Origin of the sequence: Desertivirga arenae (assembly GCF_017355785.1) — a bacterium.
Taxonomy (GTDB): domain Bacteria; phylum Bacteroidota; class Bacteroidia; order Sphingobacteriales; family Sphingobacteriaceae; genus Desertivirga; species Desertivirga arenae.
This window is the reverse complement of the sequence record NZ_JAFEWE010000004.1, coordinates 428,284-446,709: the sequence shown is the minus strand read 5'-3', so window position 1 is coordinate 446,709 and position 18,426 is coordinate 428,284. Positions and strand designations below refer to the sequence as shown.

20 protein-coding genes are annotated in these 18,426 nt (G+C 38.5%); 7 read left to right on the top strand and 13 right to left on the bottom strand.

Annotated elements, in window-relative coordinates:
• Window positions 1-193: 193 nt before the first annotated feature.
• From J4N24_RS11695 to J4N24_RS11680, 4 genes are all read left to right on the top strand, one after another.
• On the top strand, window positions 194-1,294 hold the full coding sequence (locus J4N24_RS11695) for a vWA domain-containing protein (RefSeq protein ID WP_207533868.1): 1,101 nt from the start codon (window positions 194-196) through the stop codon (window positions 1,292-1,294).
• A 55-nt stretch (window positions 1,295-1,349) separates the two neighbouring features.
• Window positions 1,350-2,861, top strand: a complete 1,512-nt coding sequence (locus J4N24_RS11690) for a sigma 54-interacting transcriptional regulator (protein ID WP_207533867.1) — start codon at window positions 1,350-1,352, stop codon at window positions 2,859-2,861.
• A 51-nt stretch (window positions 2,862-2,912) separates the two neighbouring features.
• Complete coding sequence (locus J4N24_RS11685) at window positions 2,913-4,175, top strand: metallophosphoesterase (protein ID WP_207533866.1); 1,263 nt, start codon at window positions 2,913-2,915, stop codon at window positions 4,173-4,175.
• Between the two features lie 301 nt (window positions 4,176-4,476).
• On the top strand, window positions 4,477-5,106 hold the full coding sequence (locus tag J4N24_RS11680) for a UbiA prenyltransferase family protein (protein ID WP_242691596.1): 630 nt from the start codon (window positions 4,477-4,479) through the stop codon (window positions 5,104-5,106).
• A 12-nt stretch (window positions 5,107-5,118) separates the two neighbouring features.
• Here the strand turns inward: J4N24_RS11680 and J4N24_RS11675 are convergent, their stop codons facing one another.
• The 3 genes from J4N24_RS11675 to J4N24_RS11665 all read right to left on the bottom strand — a co-directional run bounded on the left by J4N24_RS11675 (window position 5,119) and on the right by J4N24_RS11665 (window position 9,463).
• Window positions 5,119-5,805, bottom strand: coding sequence for a response regulator transcription factor (locus J4N24_RS11675; protein ID WP_207533864.1), 687 nt, complete (start codon window positions 5,803-5,805; stop codon window positions 5,119-5,121).
• Window positions 5,806-5,878: 73 nt separating this feature from the next.
• Window positions 5,879-7,552, bottom strand: coding sequence for a sensor histidine kinase (locus J4N24_RS11670; RefSeq protein WP_207533863.1), 1,674 nt, complete (start codon window positions 7,550-7,552; stop codon window positions 5,879-5,881).
• A gap of 6 nt (window positions 7,553-7,558) precedes the next feature.
• Window positions 7,559-9,463, bottom strand: a complete 1,905-nt coding sequence (locus J4N24_RS11665; RefSeq protein WP_242691595.1) for a S9 family peptidase — start codon at window positions 9,461-9,463, stop codon at window positions 7,559-7,561.
• 158 nt (window positions 9,464-9,621) lie between these two features.
• Here J4N24_RS11665 and J4N24_RS11660 point away from each other — a divergent pair, with 158 nt between their 5' ends.
• Genes J4N24_RS11660 through rfbC form a run of 3 tightly spaced genes read left to right on the top strand, consistent with a single transcriptional unit; the run spans window position 9,622 to window position 12,359 of the window.
• On the top strand, window positions 9,622-11,478 hold the full coding sequence (locus tag J4N24_RS11660) for a tetratricopeptide repeat protein (protein WP_207533862.1): 1,857 nt from the start codon (window positions 9,622-9,624) through the stop codon (window positions 11,476-11,478).
• Window positions 11,479-11,505: 27 nt separating this feature from the next.
• Window positions 11,506-11,808, top strand: a complete 303-nt coding sequence (locus J4N24_RS11655; RefSeq protein WP_207533861.1) for a DUF4286 family protein — start codon at window positions 11,506-11,508, stop codon at window positions 11,806-11,808.
• A 2-nt stretch (window positions 11,809-11,810) separates the two neighbouring features.
• Complete coding sequence (rfbC, locus tag J4N24_RS11650; RefSeq protein WP_207533860.1) at window positions 11,811-12,359, top strand: dTDP-4-dehydrorhamnose 3,5-epimerase; 549 nt, start codon at window positions 11,811-11,813, stop codon at window positions 12,357-12,359.
• Between the two features lie 72 nt (window positions 12,360-12,431).
• Here the strand turns inward: rfbC and J4N24_RS11645 are convergent, their stop codons facing one another.
• Genes J4N24_RS11645 through cyoE form a run of 10 tightly spaced genes read right to left on the bottom strand, consistent with a single transcriptional unit; the run spans window position 12,432 to window position 18,425 of the window.
• Window positions 12,432-13,265, bottom strand: a complete 834-nt coding sequence (locus J4N24_RS11645; RefSeq protein WP_207533859.1) for an OmpA/MotB family protein — start codon at window positions 13,263-13,265, stop codon at window positions 12,432-12,434.
• 9 nt (window positions 13,266-13,274) lie between these two features.
• Window positions 13,275-13,937 carry a DUF2461 domain-containing protein gene (locus J4N24_RS11640; protein WP_207533858.1) on the bottom strand — a complete coding sequence of 221 codons (663 nt, stop codon included), beginning with the start codon at window positions 13,935-13,937 and terminating at the stop codon, window positions 13,275-13,277.
• Complete coding sequence (locus J4N24_RS11635) at window positions 13,938-14,321, bottom strand: DUF983 domain-containing protein (protein WP_207533857.1); 384 nt, start codon at window positions 14,319-14,321, stop codon at window positions 13,938-13,940.
• A gap of 5 nt (window positions 14,322-14,326) precedes the next feature.
• A complete protein-coding gene (locus J4N24_RS11630; protein ID WP_207533856.1) occupies window positions 14,327-14,602 on the bottom strand; it encodes a hypothetical protein in 276 nt (91 codons plus the stop codon).
• Window positions 14,603-14,613: 11 nt separating this feature from the next.
• A complete protein-coding gene (locus J4N24_RS11625) occupies window positions 14,614-15,153 on the bottom strand; it encodes a DUF420 domain-containing protein (RefSeq protein ID WP_207533855.1) in 540 nt (179 codons plus the stop codon).
• 13 nt (window positions 15,154-15,166) lie between these two features.
• Window positions 15,167-15,868, bottom strand: a complete 702-nt coding sequence (locus J4N24_RS11620) for an SCO family protein (protein ID WP_207533854.1) — start codon at window positions 15,866-15,868, stop codon at window positions 15,167-15,169.
• A gap of 3 nt (window positions 15,869-15,871) precedes the next feature.
• The gene (locus J4N24_RS11615) at window positions 15,872-16,222 is read right to left on the bottom strand and encodes a cytochrome C oxidase subunit IV family protein (protein ID WP_207533853.1); all 351 of its coding nucleotides are present in this window, start codon (window positions 16,220-16,222) and stop codon (window positions 15,872-15,874) included.
• 19 nt (window positions 16,223-16,241) lie between these two features.
• A complete protein-coding gene (locus J4N24_RS11610) occupies window positions 16,242-16,946 on the bottom strand; it encodes a cytochrome c oxidase subunit 3 (protein ID WP_207533852.1) in 705 nt (234 codons plus the stop codon).
• A gap of 10 nt (window positions 16,947-16,956) precedes the next feature.
• Window positions 16,957-17,532 carry a cytochrome c oxidase subunit 3 gene (locus tag J4N24_RS11605; protein ID WP_242691594.1) on the bottom strand — a complete coding sequence of 192 codons (576 nt, stop codon included), beginning with the start codon at window positions 17,530-17,532 and terminating at the stop codon, window positions 16,957-16,959.
• A gap of 11 nt (window positions 17,533-17,543) precedes the next feature.
• Window positions 17,544-18,425 carry a heme o synthase gene (cyoE, locus tag J4N24_RS11600; protein WP_207533850.1) on the bottom strand — a complete coding sequence of 294 codons (882 nt, stop codon included), beginning with the start codon at window positions 18,423-18,425 and terminating at the stop codon, window positions 17,544-17,546.
• Window position 18,426 lies beyond the last annotated feature (1 nt).

The window sequence follows — 18,426 nt, the reverse complement described above, 5'->3', positions numbered from 1 at the left end:
TTTATAAACAGTTGTTAGCTGTTTTTTTTCCACATATTAACAATGCATACGCATTTCGGAAGTTTTTATTTCTATCAGTTGTTCCCCAGCCCATTTCCTCCCTTCGAATAATATTATTTTTACACCATCCTAACAACCTCCCAATAACAAAGCTTTAATTTCGTTTGTAGTTATCAAAATAGAAAGGCACAACATGCGGGGTTATTCATTTTCTCAGTTCCTTCCGAGTGATATCCCGAAAGGAGGATTTGACGAATTATTAAAACTATTCCTCGAATTACTTAACTATACATCCGGTGATGCTAATGAAGCTTTAGCCTGGCTGAACGAGCTTGATAAGCAATATAACCTTACCCAAGATGATTATGGAATAGGTGACTTTATCGATGAGTTGAAGCAAAAAGGTTATATAGATGACGATAATAATAATGCTGGCGGCTTTCAGATTACAGGGAAGACTGAACAGAGTATTAGAAAGTCGGCATTAGAAGAAATTTTCGGTAAACTAAAAAAGTCGGGCAAAGGAAGTCATAATACGAACTTGTCGGGTTTGGGTGAGGAAAAAAATGCAGACAGACGGGAATTTCAGTTCGGGGACAGTCTTGATCAGATTGACATGACCGCATCTATTCATAATGCTCAGATCAATCATGGTATCGGCGACTTTACAATGACTGAGAAGGACCTTGAGGTTGAGGAGAAAGACTTCAAAACTCTCACATCTACCGTCCTGATGATTGATATTTCTCACTCCATGATTCTTTACGGAGAAGACCGAATTACACCTGCCAAAAAGGTAGCCATGGCTTTGGCCGAACTTATCCGGACTAGGTACCCTAAGGATACATTAGATATTGTGGTTTTTGGTAATGACGCCTGGCCCATCCTTTTAAAGGATCTTCCCTACCTGCAAGTAGGCCCATACCATACTAATACTTACGCGGGACTAGAGTTAGCCGTAGACATACTGAGACGCCGAAAAACACACAATAAACAGATCTTTATGATTACAGACGGTAAGCCAACCTGCTTAAAGGAGGGAAACCGCTACTATAAAAACAGCATCGGGCTAGATCGAAAAGTCGTTAACAAAACTTTAAATAAGGCAGCAGAATGTAAAAGGCTCAAAATTCCGATCACCACCTTCATGATTGCCAAAGATCCCTACCTTCAGCAATTTGTAAGGAAGTTTACCGAAATAAATGGAGGCAAAGCTTTCTACAGCTCACTTAAAGGCTTGGGTGAATATATTTTTGAAGACTATATAAAAAATAGACGTAGGACAGTAAGATAGATAATAGCTAAAATGCTATTAAACTTAAATATTGCCTACATAAACAACATTAAGCATGAGTAATTTACTTGATATAACAACTTTTGGAGAATTAAAACAATCGGGCTATACACCCAGAACCATAAAGCAAGAACTAAGAGAGAATCTTATTGCTCAGATCAAAAATAAAGAAAGTGGTTTTGAGGGAATCATAGGCTATGAGGATACAGTAATTCCCGACTTACAAACTGCCATTCTTTCTCAACATAATATTCTTTTACTAGGCTTGAGGGGGCAGGCAAAAACGCGTATAGCAAGGTTGATGGTGAGTTTATTGGATGAGTACATACCCTTTGTCCAAGGATCCGAACTTTATGATGATCCATTTGCTCCAATCTCTTGGTTTGCTCGCCAGCGATTGGAAGAACAGGGAGACGACACTCCAATTGCCTGGTTGCATCGCTCTGAAAGGTATACAGAAAAGCTTGCGACACCTGATGTTACTGTAGCAGATTTAATTGGAGACGTAGATCCCATCAAAGCAGCAACTCTGAAACTTACCTATTCTGACGAACGCGTATTACATTTCGGGCTTATTCCAAGGGCACATAGAAGTATTTTTGTTATTAACGAACTTCCCGATCTTCAGGCGAGAATTCAAGTAGCGTTATTCAACATTTTGCAGGAGAAGGATATTCAGATCAGGGGCTTCAAGCTTAGATTACCACTGGATGTTCAGTTTGTGTTTACTGCCAATCCAGAAGATTATACGAACCGTGGATCAATCGTCACTCCTCTAAAAGACCGAATTGAAAGTCAAATTTTAACGCATTACCCAAAAAGCTTAGAAATTTCAAGAAAAATCACTCAGCAGGAAGCTCAGCTAACAGAAGCTCAGCGGTCGGCTGTTGAGGCGGACGGATTAGTAAAGGACTTGATTGAACAAATTGCATTCGAAGCTCGTAATTCAGAATACATAGACAAGAAGTCGGGGGTGTCGGCTCGACTAACCATCTCTGCTTATGAAAACCTCATTAGTCATGCAGAAAGACGTATGTTGCTTAACGGCGAAGCTAAGACTGCTGTAAGGATCGCAGACTTCCTGGGGGTAATTCCGGCCATAACGGGTAAAATTGAATTAGTATACGAGGGAGAACAGGAAGGCCCAGCCAAAGTGGCTAACATCCTGGTGGGTAAGGCGATAAAAACTCTTATGATCCGTTTCTTCCCTGATCCTGAAAAAATTAAGCGGTCTAAAACAGATAATCCTTATGCTGATATAGTTAATTGGTTCGGAGGGGGGAATAATCTGAACATGCCAGACGATCTATCTGAGGAAGAATATTACGATATCCTTCATTCTGTACCGGGGCTTAAAAATGTAGTAAAGAAATTTCATCCACGTCTTAGTGATGCACAAAACTTACTTTTAATGGAATTTTTACTGCATGGGTTGGCTGAATTTTCACAGATAGGTAAATCGCTTCTGGACAATGGATTCGAGTTTAAAGATATGTTGGGCAGCTTATTCAATGCCAGCTTCGAGGATGACGAAGACGAGGATTACGATGACAAAGGACGATATTAACTTAACCTTAGTCTTAAATCTTTCGTACAAGGAAAATTTCGGATAACATTGATGGCAAACAGGCTTCCTCTTCTACTACTCATTACTATAATACTATTATTAATAGATCTCTATATCTATAAAGCTCTGTTAACATTAAGCAAAGATGAGACCTCAACAAAAACCAGACGATTTAAGTGGATATACTGGGGATATTCATTACTCCTGATCTCAGGAGTTTTTGCAAGTATCTACCTCAATCTTCGGTTAAGCTTCAGGGCCGTAACTATGGTTGCTTTTGTCCTATCTTTTGTTTCAAAAGTTTGTTACCTGCCTTTTATATTCATCGATGACATAAGAAGGTTTTTCCTTTCAAAAAGAAAGCGGAATGAAGCGTTGCAAGAGCAGGCACAGTCGGTAGAACCAGAGATCACGACCGATAAAATTTCTCGTTCAGAATTTATTCTAAAAGCAGGACTCGCTGTTGCTACTATTCCCTTTGCAACTTTAAGTTGGGGTATTGTTTCAGGGGCGTATGATTATCAGGTAAAACGGAGGACTCTTTACCTTAAAAACCTCCCAAAGGCATTTGATGGAATCAAATTAGCCCAGATCTCCGATGTTCATTCAGGGAGCTTCTACAATCACAAAGCAGTTCTTGGAGGTGTTGAAACCCTGCTTGGGGAAAAACCTGACTTCATCTTTTTTACCGGCGATCTGGTGAACGGACAAGCTTCCGAAATGCGGAATTATCAGGACATATTTGCGAAGGTAAAAGCTCCATTGGGGGTGTATTCAGTTTTGGGAAACCACGATTACGGAGACTATCATTTTGGCCCCTACCCAAGTCCTGCCAAAGAAAAAAATCTTTCCGATCTGATTCAAACCCATAAAAACATGGGTTGGAATATTCTCATGAACGAGAATACTTCTTTGAAGGTTGATGGAGAAGAATTAGCTATTGTAGGGGTGGAAAACTGGGGAGCGGGTTCTCGTTTCCCCAAAAAAGCAGACCTGAATAAAGCCTTAACTGGTACCGAGGATAAGGAAGTAAAGTTGCTGCTGTCGCATGATCCAACTCATTGGCGAGCACATGTACTTAACTATCCTGATATCAATGCTATGTTTAGCGGCCATACTCATGGCATGCAGTTCGGCGTACGGACGGAAGAATTTCAATGGAGCCCAGTGCAGTATATCTATAAAGAGTGGGCAGGCTTTTATCATGAAAGCAACCAGCAACTTTATGTAAACGTGGGTTATGGATTCCTTGGTTATCCTGGCAGAGTTGGAATTTTACCAGAAATTACGATATTTGAGTTAAAGCGTGCTTAAGCCGCTTGTAAACAACAGTTTGCAGATGCCCGACCCCGAACAATCATCTTACCTCAAAACTAACATTAGGCACATTCTGGATTTTCTTCTTTTCAGCAATATATTTATTGCCTTATGTGCTGTGGCTCAAGCTTCTTTAACTTATCATCTACTTCGAGCGACTTGTGACAAGTATGTATTAGGACTCCTGTTCTGTTCCACCTTGTCTTTATACAATTTCAGTATGTTTCTGTCTAAGCCTAAGCACCCGGAGAAGTCAAAGTTTCGGCGTGTAAGATGGATATTTGCCAATTACCGCTTCATGACAACGATTACCCTTATCGCTGTTATTTCTATAATTCCCCTCGCTTTTTTTCTATCTCCAGCCTCACAGGTTCTTATGTTCTTCCTGGGAGTAATTGCAGTAGCATATAATCTTCCACTGTTCACCATGAACGATAAGAAGTTTGGATTGCGGAATATTCCAGGACTAAAGCTTTTCCTTATTGCTCTGATCTGGTCTCTTAGTTGTGTATTAGTTCCAATAATTGAAACAGGCATGCCCGTCCGCACAAGTGATACTATTGTGCTAATCGCAAAACGTTTTCTTTTTATCGCTGCAATTACAGTTCCCTTTGATATACGAGATTTATATCAGGACAAAAGTTACGACCTAAAGACCATTCCGGTAATGTTAGGTGAAAAAAAGGCTTACTTGTTCTGTCAATTCTTATTACTGATCTATATAAGCCTCTTGCTTTTATTCACTAAAACAGTAGATGCTGATTTTATAGGGATCTCTTTAACCATCATTCTTACTGGCTGGCTAATTTTTAAATCAAATATTAAGAAAAATGAATACTACTATTTTCTATATCTTGATGGAACCATGATTCTTCAACTAGTCGCAGTTGTCTTAAGCAATTATCTCTTGAACTTATACTCAGCTTAGCAAGCTGGATGACTAGCTTACAAACTTGTAGCCAATACCTCTCACAGTTTGCAGCAATTGCGGCATATCCGGATTAGCTTCTATCTTTTTCCGTAAGCGCACAATATGCATATCTAAGGTGCGGGTATTTACATCAGAATTATATCCCCAAACTACCATCATCAATTCATCCCTATGAATTACCTTATTCTGGTTCTTCAGGAAATACAATAATATTCGGTTTTCAAGAATTGTCAGCTCTATTTTCTTACCATCTTTAACAAGGGAGTGCGTATTTGGAAAATGCTCCATATTGGCAAACTTGTAAGCCTCAGTTTTCTCATTCAAAATCACAAACTTTACTTTGTTTTCAATAAGAGCGATAAGCACATCCATGTTAAAAGGCTTTGTTACATAATCAGTAACACCTGAACTGTAAGCATCGATCTTGTCAACATCCTGAGCCTTCGCTGTCATCATAATGATAACATTTTCAAACCCCTTCGCTCTCACATCCTTACATACCTGATTGCCCTGCTTTCCAGGCAGCATCCAGTCTAACAACACAATATCGGGCCTCTCACTTAAGATCAATTGCTCGCCCTCGTCTCCATTGGTTGCTTCCACTACAGTAAAACCCTCCGATTCTAATCTATGAGCTACTAAGAAGCGTAAATTGTCATCATCTTCTATTATTGCTATTTTAATTTCCTTTTTCATTCGAGTCTATTTAATGTTAATCAGACTATTAACCTGATTTTTGTCCTAAATCCTTTTATAATTGATAATAAACCTACCCTGCATAATTATATGGGAGCGTTATAGTGAACTCAGAACCCTGCCCTAATCTGCTTCTTACTGCAATATCTCCTTCCATAAAGTTCACAAGCTCCTTACAAAATGCAAGTCCTAAACCCACACTTCCCTGTTGGTTATACTCACTCTGGATACGATAAAATTTCTTAAAGATGTTCTTCATCTCATCCTTAGGAATTCCAATGCCCTTATCAGAAAATCTGAAAACAATATCTGTTTTTTCATGAGCTATATCAATAACCAACTCCTTTTTTCCCGGAAGTGAGTACTTATACGCATTATCCATCAAATTCTGGAAAAGACTACCTAGAAGTACCGGATCTGTATAAAAATGTTCCACATTACGGATAGTATACTCCATCTGAAAGTCTTTATACTTAATATTGTAAGTATCCACCATATTTTGCACAAAAACCTCAAGATTAATATTCTCTCGCTTTACCTTAATGGCCTGGTTCTCTATCTGGGTGAACGATAACAGCTTATTCATTAGATCGTTCAATTTATCTGCCTCTTCGTCCAAAATTTTCCCGTAATGCAAGCGCTCTCTATCAGTCAACTGAGTAGCTCTCCTGATATTATTTCCAGCGATTTTAATAACACTTACGGGCGTCTTAAACTCATGAGTTAAATTGTTGACAAAATCATATTGAAGCTTGAATAACTTATTATTGATATTCAAATTCCTGTAAATAAGAAAACCAATAGTCAGTATCACGCCATAAACCATCAAAATTGCTACAGCAAGAGGAAAAAAGCGACGAAGTATCTCATCTGAAAGGAAATCGGAGGAAGAAGTAAAATGAAGCTTATAGCTACTGAAAGCTCCGGTTAAAGGAAACTCAGTGGAAACTTGTTCCGGTTCAATATCGATAATATCAGCTGTCAGCGGGATAATGGCAATTTTCTGATAGAAATGCGGATGAATATTTTTAATCCGAAGTTTAGCTGGATCAAGCAAAAAGGATAAAACGTCCTGCTGATAAACAGGCGATTTTTTAAGGTTATCATCCATTAGCTGTTTGAATGCCTTGATCTCTTCTTCCCTAGGGATATTCATAAACGTAACACGATTATTTGTTACATTATAGAAAGTTCCAAGCGACTCATCAGACAAGGTACTCTTACTTAATTCAAAACTCTGCAGGAAAGCAGCAAGCTTAACTGATACGCGATTGAACTCATTTATATATTTAATGGGTCTGCCACCACTATTAATATTATATAATAAGACAGAGTCATCAGGCTGCTTTCTATAGAATTGGGCAATTGACTTCGGTGCAATGGTAAGATTGTTGACTCTAAAGGCATACTCCGTTTTATGATTACTAACCTCTGTATCATAAAAAATAACACGACTAACGAAAGGAAATTGCTTGAGCACAGTTTTAGAAAACTTCAGGGCAGAAGAAGGATCCAGATATCCCTGGTAAAGTGAGATCTCGGGAATTTTATTCTGGAAAAAATCGTTATATGGTCTTATCGTTTCATCTACAACTTCCGTCTTTTTTTTCTCAAACTCGTCGTACACATATCTAGAAGTAAAATTATAGGCAATAGTTAGAGCAGCTACCAGGGAGGCGGCAATAAGTACAAGAAATACAACATTGAGAACAAAGTTCTTTTTCCCGGAGAACTTCCTGATAATCATATCCTTTTACTTATTAGAAAGGTATTTCTCAAAAAACCTCTCAAGCTTGGTGTAATACTCATATCGGTTTTCCGGGTTACGCAACGTATACTTTTCGGTTTCCTTTACAAGATAGGTTACCGGAATATTCCTTTTGCGAAGTTCTTTAACAAACTGATTAGTTTCATTCACTTTTACCCGCGGGTCTTTCGAGTCCTGTGCTATAAATACTGGAGCCTTGATTTTATCTGCATGAAAAACTGGCGAAGCTTCTCTTAAATAATCAATATCAGTCTCCGGATTACCAATCATTTCATAGTACATTTGAAGAGTCGGTTTATAATATGGAGGTACAGCCTTAAGATAGGTGAATAAGTTGATATAGCCCGACTGAGCGGCTCCGCAAGCATAAAGATCTGGATGCCGTGCTAATCCGTTCAAGGCACTGAATCCCCCAAACCCTGCCCCATAAATGCCCACTCTTTTTGAGTCTGCAATACCTTCTTTAATAAGCCACTGAACACCATCAGTGATATCATCCTGCACCAAAGTTCCCCATTTCTTAAAACCTGAGATCCAGAATTGCTTTCCATACCCTCCTGATCCGCGGAAATTAAGTTGAAAAACTGCAAAACCACGATTAGCCAAAAATTGAATCTCAGAGCTATATCCCCAGGAATTACGATCAGTGGGGCCACCATGAGGAATAACTATTACAGGAAGGTTTACAGGGTCCTTTCGTAAAGGCAGAGTAAGATATCCCCTTATTATATTTCCCTCACGGTTCCTGAATGATATGGCCTGCATTTGACACATCTCCTCGGCCTTAATCGAAGGATTGATCTCTGTTAGTTTATTTAATTTTTTGGCGGATGGCTCATATAAATAGTATGCACCTTGAGTCCGGTCTGTAAAAGTTCTTATCACCAGCTTCGACCCTGCCGTATCCTGATCAGCAATAATAGTTTCGGTATTGGGTAGCAGCTTTTGAAGCTCTTTGTAAATTGAGCTGGCAGCGTTATCTAGATAATACCTTTCCCTTTTCCAGGTTTCATAACCCACAGAAATCAATTTTCTTTTTTTATAAGAATATTCAGCGTCGTTAACATCCACGTCCGCATGACTATATAATTCTTTGGTTTCCTTCCCTAGCGAGCAATCAAATTGCACTAGTGCAGATCTATCCCTTTTAATGTTCGTTATAGCATATATACAGGTTCGATCGTTGTCACAAAAAGCAACAGGCTTGATTTTCGTCTTAAAATTATTAGTAACAACTGGCTTAAATGGGGAATCAGAATACTCGCGAAAAAGCAGGGTTTCATTCACTCCATCACTGGCTAGAGCCATTCTGATATTTCCTTCTCCATCTGTAAACCACTGGAAAATATTGCCTGGATTAACTTCCAATAGTTTGAGTGCACCAGAACTCAAATTTAGTTTATAAGCATCAAAAACAGTTGAGTCCCGTTTATTAAGGCCGAGTACTAACTCATTACTTACAATATTCCTCCAGTTAATAAGCTTAATATTTAACTTTTCATCTGCAAATAATTCCTTTACTGCCTTTCCTTCCTTGTCTACAGAATACAAAAAGGCGCCAGACCGGCTATCGGGCGAAAAGAGTAATGATGAATTGTTGGCCCAGCAATAAAAGCCCACATTTCTGTCGGTTAAATTAGTGAGTTGCCTAACATTTTTTCCCCTTACGTCCTGAACAAATATATTCAATCTGTTCTTGTAGGGCTTTAAATAAGCTATCTGCTGACCGTCGGGAGAAAGTTGAAAATTGGTTTTTTCGGGATTTCTAAAAAAATCCTCAAGGGGAATTTTACGAGCAACCGTCTCCTGCTTGCAATGAGTGAACAGACCTAACACCATTAACAACAAACAGATACCAAAATGTCGCAGCATAAAATTATTTCCCCTCATTCTTCAAATTTGGAATTACTAAATTATTCGTTTTGTAACCAGTCACACGTAACATTTAGAATACAAGTAATGTAATGTTTTCAAGCATAAATCATCATTTATGTCGTTATCTTTAAATCTACGTTCACAATAAAAGTAATAGTACTTTTATTACATATATGAGAATTTTGAGATCCTTTAATATAAAAACATTGTTTTTTTCTCCTTCAGTAATGATAATATTGCTGGTTCTCAATTATTTCAATGCTTCTGCTCAACGAACTGCCGACGATGCTTTAGCTCTGCAGTATTATCAGAACGCTGAATATGACCGGGCCGCTATAATCTATGAAAAACTTTTTACGAGATCCTCTAATCCGGCTCTCTACTACGATCAATACTTAAACTCTTTAATCAAGATCAAAAGGTATGATGATGCCGAGAAGGTGGTAAAAAAGATGGTGAAAGAAATGCCAGAAAATCCCTCTTTCAAAATCGACCTGGGACGGGTGTTGCAAGAACAGGGGCAACAAGCTAAAGCCAACGAGTGGTATAACAATATTATAAAAGATCTTCCTCCAAATGAACATGCTATCCGTGAAATCTCTATTGCCTTCTACCGCGCTACAGCATACGACTATGCTACTAAAGCATTATTACAAGGCCGAAAGCTGCTTAAGGACGAGAATATCTTTTCTTATGATTTGATTTCCCTCTACCGTTACCAGAAAAATAAGCCGATGCTTATTCAGGAATACTTAAGCCTTTTAAGTTCTCCAGACATAGAATCAAATATGGCAAATCAGGCGAAAAACGCTTTTTCAGCAGTTCTTGAGAGTTCCGAGGATTACGATCAGCTCAGGATAGCGCTTTTGCGAAAAATGCAGAAAGAACCTCAAAATGTCATTTACCCTGATCTTCTTGCCTGGCTATTTTATCAGCAAAAAGAGTACAGCTTGGCACTCAAACAGCTTATCTCTTTAGACAAACGTCAGAAAGAGGAGGGTGAAAGGGTTTACGAATTTGCAGGTAACCTTATTGCCAGCAAAGCTTATGAGCCTGCGGTAGAAGCTTTAAATTACCTTGTCTCAAAAGGCAAAGAGCAGCAATACTATATACCCGCGAAAATCCAGTTACTTAATTGCAAGAACCAACTATTGACGAGTGGAAAGTTTACTCAGGACGATCTTTTACAGTTAGAGAAAGACTATAAGGACCTCATCGAGGAATTTGGGAAAACCCATAATACTATTTTTGCAATCAGGCAGTTGGCAAACCTACAGGCCTTTTATCTCCATAAACTTGTTGACGCTGAAAAACTCCTTGAAAATGCATTGAAAATGCCAGCACTTCCTCCTGCCTTAGTTGCTTTAGTAAAGCTAGATCTTGGAGATGTCTATGTTTTAAATAATGAACCATGGGAGGCAGCACTCATTTATGGACAGGTAGAAAAGGAGTTTCCTAACGAACCAAATGGGCAGGAAGCTAAGTTCAAAGGAGCCAGACTATCCTATTACCAGGGAGAGTTTAATTGGGCAAAAGCCCAGCTAGATGTGTTAAAAAGTTCTACCTCTCAACTCACAGCTAATGATGCTCTGAACCTCAGCCTTCTAATTCAGGAAAATACGGCAACGGGAGCAGATACAAATGCATTAAAGAAATTCGCTTATGCAGACCTGCTTGCTTTTAAGAATGATAGCCAAGAGGCATTAGTGGTTTTAGACAGCATTCAAAAGTTGTATCCGGGAAACTCACTCGAGGATGATATCTTGATGACCAAAGCAAAGATATTTTTGAAACAACAAGAAGTCCAAGAGGCCCTAAAGCAATTGCAGCTTATTACCGTTAACCATAGCTTTGATCTTTGGGCCGACGACGCGTGGTTTATGATGGGGGATATTTACGAAAACCAGTTACAGGATAAGGAGAAGGCGAAACAATGCTATCAGAAAATAATTACCGACTTCCCAGGAAGTATATTAGCTTCGGAAGCTCGTAAGCGCTTCCGAAACTTAAGAGGTGATGCTATTGGTTAACAGGGATCTTAGCTTTATCTTCGCAGCATGGTTTTGTTTAATATTACTGTCATCATCGATGACAGTATAAACGATGAGTGGATATCGTGGATTAAAGAAATATTTATTCCCGAAGCAATGTCAAGCAATCTGATTGCTTCCAATCGCCTTCTAAAAGTTCTTGATTCACCCAATGAAGGTGTTACTTATTGTCTGCAATTTATTCTTGATGATATCGGTTCTTACCAATCTTTTCAGCAGAATCAATTCGCTTTGCTCATGGATAAGCAGGCACTGCACTTCACTAACAAGTTTGTTTCCTTTTCCACTTTAATGGAATTTATCGACTAATAATGAATATTATACCAACAGCAATTGAGGGATTAGTAATTATTGAGCCCAAAGTTTGGAAAGATGACCGAGGCTATTTCTACGAGAGTTACAACAAGAAGATCTTTGCTGACGCGGGTATCCATGCAGAATTTGTTCAGGATAACCAGTCGTTCTCTCAAAAAGGCACATTAAGAGGTTTACACGGGCAAGCAGATCCTTTCGCACAGGGAAAACTGGTACGGGTTATTCAGGGAAAAGTAATTGATGTAGCTGTGGATATCAGAAGAAATTCACCAACCTATGGCCAGCATGTAAGTATTGAGCTAAGTGCAGAAAATTTTAGGATGTTCTGGGTCCCCCCGGGATTTCTACACGGCTTTGTTACTCTTGAAGACAATACGATATTCACTTATAAGGTCACTAACCTTTACGATAAAGCTTCCGAAATAGGTGTGATTTGGAATGACACTGACTTGGATATAGACTGGGGCATCAAGCCTGAAGAGGCTATTTTATCAGAAAAAGATAAATTATTACCCGCTTTTAAAGACTTTGTAAGTCCTTTTTAATTCACAGGATTAATTAATAGAAAAGGGCTGTAGCTTCTGTGAAGCTACAGCCCTTTTCTATTATAGCTGCATTTATTTGATTAAATCATATAACTCATCAAGCTTTGGAGAGAGAACGATTTCGATGCGTCTGTTCTTACTCCTATCTTCAGCCGAGTTGCTTAAAGCCAGAGGCTGGTACTGACCCTTTCCGGTAGCCGTTAACCTTTTGCTGTCAATTTTCTCCACGTCCGTTAAAAACCTCACAACTGAAGTAGCTCTGAGAACACTCAAATCCCAGTTGTCTTTTATCTGACCCAGGTTCGCTACCTTCTGATTGTCTGTATGGCCCTCAACAGCAATATTAATCTCAGGTTGAGATTTAAGAACCTTGGCCAGCTCGGTTAATGCTTGTTTACCTTTATCATCTATGACAATGCTGCCCGTATCAAATAGAAGTTTATCTGAAAGCGAAACGTAAACCTTTCCATTTCTAATCTCAACAGTAAGTCCACTCTGTTGAAATCCAAGTAGCGCTTTCTGAAGTTTATCCCGTAACGCATTGGTTGCTTCATCACGCTTTCTTAAAACATCTTCAACTTCTTTCAGGCGAGCTTCCCTTTTCTGCAGGTCGGCTGCTAGCTTATTGATCTCCGAAGAACTATTTGCCCGTAATGTTGCGTAATTTTTATCTAGTCCTGAAAACTTCGCCTCTAGTTCTGAAATTCTTCCATGTAAATCAGCTGTGTCAGCCTTTAACCGAGTAATTTCTTCTTGCAAACTCTCAATCTTCACATTTGCTTTATTCCACCCGGTTGTAAGAGAATCTTTGTCGGCTAAAAGAGATTTATATTTTTTGGTGGACATTACCACACAGGAGCTTAAACAAACAGCAGCTACAAAAGCTGTAAAAAACCATCTCATCATAGTACAATATTAAGCATTAGCGTTTCTCAAAAAAACAATTAGAGGATATAATTTTTCGAAAGTTTCTGTTACTATCGCTGCTGCTGAGGTCGACATAACTTCCTTATCCTTAAGATTTCGAGCAGCAATAAAACTTTTCAGTTTAAGGTATTCAATATCCGGATGGTCAGATGGATAACCTTTAGGAGCTGTTTGAAGCTTGTCTTCTGCACTCAGTTCATTAAATGTTTTCTTAAAGTCTGATGAATCAATGATCTCATGCCAGTCCGAACTGTTATAATCAATTTCCTGCCGGACAGACTTAAGGAGTTCCGTTGTTGGATGCCAGGCACCTCCCCCTACAAAACATTTCCCTGGTTCTATATGCAGGTAATAGCCAGGGCCGTCAAAATTCTTCCCCTTCGCAGAAATACCTATACCGAAATTTAATTTATAAGGCGACTTATCTTTGCTGAATCTGATATCCCTGTATATCCGCATAACACAATCTTTAGGATCAAGCTGATCGGGTATGGTCGAATCAAGTTGGGAAAGAGATTTAATAATTTCCGCTGAAAACTGGTAAACGTTCCTATGAGATTCCTCATAAAGTTGTTTGTTCTGTTTAAACCATTCGCGGTTGTTATTCTCTCTTAGTTTTTCCAGGAAATCTAGTGTCGCAGGTAAGATCATTTACTTATCGTATTCTGAATTGTACTTTACTTTAGGCGAAAGCCAATGTAGCAAAATAACTCTTGAATACCGATAATTGAAAGGAGCAAATAAAAAAATGACAGTAAAAATGGTTCCGATGTAAAGCATAGGATTCTCGCTATTGCCACTAAAATAGTAAGTAAGTATTGCTGTTGAAACGATCTCTGCTACATTTAAAGCATAACTCACATACATAGCCGCATAGAAATAACCTGGCTCAACCTCATACTTCATTCCGCAGTTGGGACAATGTTCATTCATCTTTTGTCCCCGAAAAGAATAGACAGGTCCCAAGAAAATCTTTCCCCTCCTGCATTTCGGACACTTGGCCTGAGCAACTGCTTCAAACTTAGATGTTGCCATCTCCTTCAGTTAAGATTTATTTTCTCGTCCCTGATATGGATGTTCACATTCTTACGCCGGTATTTTTTATACCATAAAAACCCAACAGCTGCTACAGCCAGGTAGGGTGCAGCTAAAAGATATAAGATACCATTATTGAGTCCCTTACCCTGTGTGTTACCATGCTGGACAGAATTTTCTGCATTCATTGTACACATAGCACACTGAGAGTATGCATCTGGTACTATTGCCAATGTTGAAAGGAAAACAAGAACAACTACAAACAATTTCACAACTTTCATTTCAAGATCTATTAAAAGCTATAGTATGGAGATATCATAATGTACACAATTACCCCGGTTACAGTAACGTAAAGCCAGATAGGAAAACTCCAGCGCACCAATTTACGATGACGCTCTACATTCATTAGTAAGCCACTATAAAAGCTCAGTAATACTAACGGAAGAACAACTGCAGCAAGTATAATGTGTGTTATTAATATGAAATAATAAAGATATCTAACCCCTCCTTCTCCACCATAAGTTGTTTTAATTCCGGTAGCATGAAAAATTATATAGGAAACCAGGAATAATGAGGAAAGTACGAATGTTATAACGTTAAGGATTTTATGGGCCCTGATATTTCTCTGGCGGATTTGAAGCAATGAAATGATAAGTAAAACACTACAGGTACCATTTAAGATGGCATTTAACTTTGGAAGAAAGTATACCCAGGAAGGAAACTCCTGTCCCTGAGGAAAAATAGTTAATACCTTAGCCTGAAGAACCAACACAACAAGAAAAACAAATATAGAAATGCCTGTTACGATTCGTAACACTGATTTATCATTCATACTATTAAGTGGATTATTGATATGCTACTTTTCTAAGTTCTTCAGCAATTTGAACTTTGATCTCATCTAAGAGTTTGTCCACCTGCTCTTTATTGGTACCATCATAATACCCCCTGATGCGCTTTTTTGGATCAACCAAAATCAGCATAGAACTATGATTAATATTAACCGGCTTTCCGGTATCAAGAACATCTACCAGAAAGTCTTTCCTGGCAAGTTGGTGTATCATTGCTTTATCTCCCGTTAAAAACATCCATTTACCAACTGAGGCGCCTTGGTTTAACGCGTACTTTGCCAGAACAGAAGGATTATCATACTCCGGATCCACACTAATAGAATAAAACTTAATTAGTGGATTATTTCTATATTCATCAACAACCCGCTTAAGCTGTAGATTTACGACAGGACAAACCGTTTGACAACGGCTGAAGAAGAAATTAACAACAGTGATTTGAGCTGTGTCTGCAGGAAGTCCAATACTGTCACCCTGCTGATCAATAAGCTTGAAATCACTAATCGTATGATAAACCGTGTCCGGGATCTTGACACCCCTCCTTGTATGAAACGTAGAGGCTACATGTTTGGGGCCAAAAAAGCTTAGAGGTCTATATCTGTTTTTGCCCTTTTCCTGAAGTAGAAAATATAAAAATCCTGGTACCGCAAGTATGGATACCAGGATTAATATTTTTTTTATAGAAGATCTATTATTAGCCATTCACTAGTGAGGCATATGGACATTAAGGTAAGAACCTTCTGTAAGTAATAATACTATAAAATAAACTATAAATATTAACGAAATTACTATACTGGTAATGAATGCATACTTCTCAAACTTCAAGTGCATGAAGTATGCAACAATGTAATAAGCCTTAAGAAGAGTTAGTGCAATATAGGTAAAGTTAGTAATTCCATCACTTAAACCCATCTTAGGTTTAAGCACTAACGCGATAACAAATTCAACGATAGTAATACCTAGCAAGTAAAAAAACACTTGCCAAATCTTTCCTTTAGTCATCGACGCATGTTCTTCGTGATGACCTTCTGTATGTGAGTGATGCTCGTGAGCCATTTTGTATTCTAATTAATGATTAAACAAGATAAAAGAATGTAAATACGAATACCCAAACAAGGTCTACGAAGTGCCAGTATAAACCAACTTTCTCTACCATCAGGTAAGTGCCGCGCTTTTCGAACACATTACCAAGGGTCATCAAAAGAATGATAATATTGATAAGAACACCACTGAAAACGTGAAATCCATGAAATCCAGTGATTGTGAAAAATAAGTTAGCAAACTGCAGTACACTTACATGATCACCACCAATTTCTTTCAAAGTTTCTGCATGCGGAACCGATCCCCACCAAAATCCTTCATGATGTAGATGGGTCCATTCTAGAGCTTGACAACCAAGGAACATTAATCCACCAATAATTGTAGCGATCATCCATCCTACCACTTCTTTCTTAGCCCCGCGGTGGCCAGCTTCCACAGCCAATACCATCGTTACAGAACTCATGATAAGAATGAAGGTCATGATACCTACAAACACCAACGGTGCTCCATGATCAGTTACCCCGGGGATTGATTGAAATACTTTATCAGGATCAGGCCATGTTAATTTGCTAAATCTTTGCGCTCCATAATAAATCAAAAATGCAGAGAATGTAAAAGCATCTGATAGTAGAAAAAACCACATCATTATCTTTCCATATTCTACGTTAACAGGCGACGTACCACCGTCCCACGGACCTGTTTTTACTTCGTCTAATTTTGATACAGTAGTAGTATTCATTAATATTACGTTATTGGTTCAAAAGTAAGAAAACATATAAATAAATCCATAGTATATCCAGAAAATGCCAGAAAATAGAGGCTAACTCCATCTTGAACAAGTTTCGGTATTGAACTATATTTTTAACACTTCCTCTGTAGGCGTTAATTAGAACAGCTAAACCTCCTACTATATGAAGAAGGTGAGTTCCAGTAAGTACATACAAGAAAGACTGTGAAGCATTCGGGTTTACAAAATAAACACCAGAAGCTATAAATGACTTCCATGCGCTCACTTGAAGAACAAAAAATATCACTCCAAGAGCCAGCGTCAATAAAAGATATAATCTCTGACTGCTAAATTTTAGTTCTTTGGCAGACTTATAGGCTAAATGCATAGTTATACTACTCAAAATGATTGCTACAGAGCTGTAGTTAAATACAGATGGAAGAAGCATTTTTATTCCCCTCGAAGGGTCGCCAGCAGTATAAACGATAAAGCCACTGGTTAAGGCAGCAAACAACATGAATGATGTGATTATAAACAACCACATTAGAAACTTCTTTGGCCGAAGATTTACTCTGTCTTGTTCAAATGAATTTTTCATTGTAATAGCCGTCATAATATCCTGTTAAAATCAAACAACAACACTAGCTGTACCACCGGAAGATAGAAAAAAGAGCCAAACATTACTTTTTGTGCCGACTTTATGTCTAAATTTCGGTAGAGCATAAAACCGAACCAGCAAAATATTAAGCCCAGGATCAAGGACACTCCACCAATTATCCATCCACCAAACCCCATAATTGTTGGTATCAAGCTTACCGGGATCAAAACAATAGTCGACAGCCATGTCATCAAGCCGCTTACTCTATCCCTTTGAGTTGTCGGTAAAAGTCTGAAGCCTGCCTTCTTATAATCATCGTCCAATACCCAGGCAATTGCCCAGAAGTGTGGAAACTGCCATACAAACTGAATAAGAAATAAGATGATCGGTATCCAAGAAATTTGTGGACGATCAAATGCAGCAAAATATCCAATCAATGGTGGCAAAGCTCCTGGAAATGCTCCTATGAAAACAGCAATTGGAGACTTTCGTTTCGAAGGAGTGTAAAGGAACGCATAAAGTAATATAGAAAACACCGACAAAACGCCGGTAAGAAAGTTAAGACGTACCAGAATTAATGTTCCAGCTATGCCCATAAACAAACTTAAAACTAATGCCTGCCCAGTAGTCATCCTTCCGGATGGGATTGGCCTGTCACTAGTCCTTTTCATCAACTTATCAAGGTCCTTCTCGATAATTTCATTGAAACCATTTGCTGCCCCTGTAACTAAAAAACCGCCAACGGTTAAAATAAGCCAGTTAATCCAGTTAATAGATTCGTCCTGCTGCTTATTCCCTATTAAAAAAGAAATAGAAGCAGAAAAAACCACTAAGAACGTAAGTCTTAATTTAATAAGTTTCTTAAAATCCGAAATAAAACTTTCCTCACTCACC

Excerpts from the sequence above, each read along its gene's own strand:
- J4N24_RS11695 (WP_207533868.1), top strand. The coding sequence starts at position 194 with ATGCGGGGTTATTCATTTTCTCAGTTCCTTCCGAGTGATATCCCGAAA.
- J4N24_RS11690 (WP_207533867.1), top strand. The coding sequence starts at position 1,350 with ATGAGTAATTTACTTGATATAACAACTTTTGGAGAATTAAAACAATCG.
- J4N24_RS11685 (WP_207533866.1), top strand. The coding sequence starts at position 2,913 with ATGGCAAACAGGCTTCCTCTTCTACTACTCATTACTATAATACTATTA.
- J4N24_RS11680 (WP_242691596.1), top strand. The coding sequence starts at position 4,477 with ATGACAACGATTACCCTTATCGCTGTTATTTCTATAATTCCCCTCGCT.
- J4N24_RS11675 (WP_207533864.1), bottom strand. The coding sequence starts at position 5,805 with ATGAAAAAGGAAATTAAAATAGCAATAATAGAAGATGATGACAATTTA.
- J4N24_RS11670 (WP_207533863.1), bottom strand. The coding sequence starts at position 7,552 with ATGATTATCAGGAAGTTCTCCGGGAAAAAGAACTTTGTTCTCAATGTT.
- J4N24_RS11665 (WP_242691595.1), bottom strand. The coding sequence starts at position 9,463 with ATGAGGGGAAATAATTTTATGCTGCGACATTTTGGTATCTGTTTGTTG.
- J4N24_RS11660 (WP_207533862.1), top strand. The coding sequence starts at position 9,622 with ATGAGAATTTTGAGATCCTTTAATATAAAAACATTGTTTTTTTCTCCT.
- J4N24_RS11655 (WP_207533861.1), top strand. The coding sequence starts at position 11,506 with ATGGTTTTGTTTAATATTACTGTCATCATCGATGACAGTATAAACGAT.
- rfbC (WP_207533860.1), top strand. The coding sequence starts at position 11,811 with ATGAATATTATACCAACAGCAATTGAGGGATTAGTAATTATTGAGCCC.
- J4N24_RS11645 (WP_207533859.1), bottom strand. The coding sequence starts at position 13,265 with ATGATGAGATGGTTTTTTACAGCTTTTGTAGCTGCTGTTTGTTTAAGC.
- J4N24_RS11640 (WP_207533858.1), bottom strand. The coding sequence starts at position 13,937 with ATGATCTTACCTGCGACACTAGATTTCCTGGAAAAACTAAGAGAGAAT.
- J4N24_RS11635 (WP_207533857.1), bottom strand. The coding sequence starts at position 14,321 with ATGGCAACATCTAAGTTTGAAGCAGTTGCTCAGGCCAAGTGTCCGAAA.
- J4N24_RS11630 (WP_207533856.1), bottom strand. The coding sequence starts at position 14,602 with ATGAAAGTTGTGAAATTGTTTGTAGTTGTTCTTGTTTTCCTTTCAACA.
- J4N24_RS11625 (WP_207533855.1), bottom strand. The coding sequence starts at position 15,153 with ATGAATGATAAATCAGTGTTACGAATCGTAACAGGCATTTCTATATTT.
- J4N24_RS11620 (WP_207533854.1), bottom strand. The coding sequence starts at position 15,868 with ATGGCTAATAATAGATCTTCTATAAAAAAAATATTAATCCTGGTATCC.
- J4N24_RS11615 (WP_207533853.1), bottom strand. The coding sequence starts at position 16,222 with ATGGCTCACGAGCATCACTCACATACAGAAGGTCATCACGAAGAACAT.
- J4N24_RS11610 (WP_207533852.1), bottom strand. The coding sequence starts at position 16,946 with ATGAATACTACTACTGTATCAAAATTAGACGAAGTAAAAACAGGTCCG.
- J4N24_RS11605 (WP_242691594.1), bottom strand. The coding sequence starts at position 17,532 with ATGAAAAATTCATTTGAACAAGACAGAGTAAATCTTCGGCCAAAGAAG.